The 1,741-nt window shown below is 57.0% G+C and carries 3 protein-coding genes; 1 reads left to right on the top strand and 2 read right to left on the bottom strand.

Going from position 1 to position 1,741, the window contains the following annotated elements; all coding sequences use genetic code 11:
* Both AC1DRJ_RS26565 and AC1DRJ_RS26560 read right to left on the bottom strand, forming a co-directional pair.
* Positions 1 to 200: cation:dicarboxylate symporter family transporter (locus AC1DRJ_RS26565; protein WP_477804767.1), on the bottom strand; the 200-nt coding region annotated here is incomplete at its 3' end.
* A 103-nt stretch (positions 201 to 303) separates the two neighbouring features.
* Positions 304 to 1,473 carry a mandelate racemase/muconate lactonizing enzyme family protein gene (locus AC1DRJ_RS26560; RefSeq protein WP_477804766.1) on the bottom strand — a complete coding sequence of 390 codons (1,170 nt, stop codon included), beginning with the start codon at positions 1,471 to 1,473 and terminating at the stop codon, positions 304 to 306.
* Between the two features lie 99 nt (positions 1,474 to 1,572).
* Between AC1DRJ_RS26560 and AC1DRJ_RS26555 the strand changes: the two genes are divergently transcribed.
* A partial coding sequence (locus AC1DRJ_RS26555) for a helix-turn-helix domain-containing protein (protein WP_477804768.1) occupies positions 1,573 to 1,741 on the top strand: 169 nt, incomplete at its 3' end.

Here is a 1,741-nt window from a genome sequence, read left to right as displayed (position 1 = left end):
ATCTTGGCGATACCAACGACGACGGTACCGAAAATAATAGGCGCCAACAGCATTTTGATGAGCTTGATAAAGCCATCTGCAAAAGGTTGGAGCTTGGCTCCGAATTGCGGTTCAAAGTGACCGATTGCTGCACCGATCACGATACCGATCAGCACCTGCACATACAGCTGGCTGTACCAGCGGGACTTGGAGATTTCCACGGGAGCACCTCATTTTATTATTGTGATGGGCGTGTGGCGTGGCGTCAGTGAGTGACGCCTGATAACGACGGCCTCTTGCAGGAGGCCGTCGCTCCGGGGGCTATCAGCCTTCGCCCAGCTCGCGCATCACGGCGTACAAGGCGGACTTGGCCTCGAAGCCAACCCCCGGAATATCCGGCAAACCGACGTAACCGTTTTCCACACGAATCCCGTCAGCGAACCCGCCAAATGGCTGGAACACGTCCGGATAGGATTCGTTACCGCCCAGGTGCAGGCCTGCGGCGATGTTCAGGGACATCTGATGACCCCCGTGCGGAACAACGCGGCGCGACGACCAGCCCATTTCTTCCATGACTTTCAGGGTGCGCATGTACTCGACCAGACCGTAGGACAGCGCGCAGTCGAATTGAACAAAGTCGCGATCTGCACGCATGCCACCGTGGCGCAGCAGGTTTCGGGCATCTTGATGGGAGAACAGGTTTTCCCCGGTGGCCATCGGCAGGTCGTAGTGATTAGCCAGCTCAGCCTGCAAGGCATAGTCGAGCGGATCGCCTGCTTCTTCGTACCAGAACAGGTTGTAGGGTTTCAGCGCTTCGGCATAGGCAATGGCGGTCTTTTGATCAAAGCGGCCATTGGCATCTACGGCCAGGCGACGGCCATCACCCACTACTTTGAGTACCGATTCGATGCGACGAATATCGTCAGCCAGTGGCGCAGCACCGATCTTCATCTTGACCACGTCATAGCCGCGATCCAGATAGCTGCGCATCTCGTCTTGAAGCTTGGCGTCGTCTTTGCCCGGATAGTAGTAACCGCCAGCGGCGTAGACCCAGACTTTGTCATCAGCCACACCGTTGCGGTAACGGTCTGCCAGCAGGCGATACAGCGGCTTGCCTTCGATCTTGGCGACGGCATCCCAGACAGCCATGTCGATGGTGCCGACGGCGACCGAGCGCTCACCATGACCACCTGGTTTTTCGTTGGTCATCAGGGCTTTCCAGATGGCGAACGGGTCCAGGTTGTCATGTTCTTTATCGAGCAGGGATTCCGGGTCGGCTTCGGTGATACGTGCCAGGAAGCGATCACGCATCAACGCGCCTTGACCATAGCGGCCGTTGGAGTTGAAGCCGTAACCGATAACGGGTTTACCATCGCGAATCACATCCGTGACGACAGCAACGACCGAGCAGGTCATTTTCGAAAAATCGATGTAGGCATTGGCGATTGGGGAAGCGATAGAGACGGTTTTTTCACGGATGTCGACGATACGCATGACGGGTTCCTCTTGTTGTTGGTGGCCCCACGTTATGCTTTGCGATGACCCCCGCCCAATGCTATTAATGCCGCGCCCTATGCACAGGAGGCATTGCCCTTGGAACTCGTCTGGCTCGAAGATTTCTCAGCGCTTGCGGAATACGGCAGCTTTGTTCGTGCCGCTGAAGCGCGCCACGTTACTCAGCCGGCCTTCAGTCGCCGAGTCCGGTCACTGGAGAATTGGATGGGTGTGGAGCTGTTCATTCGTACGCCACAAGGAGCGACGT

This window comes from Pseudomonas sp. P5_B2 (assembly GCF_056400445.1).
Note: the sequence above shows the minus strand (reverse complement) of the source record. Positions and strands in the feature narration are given on the sequence as shown.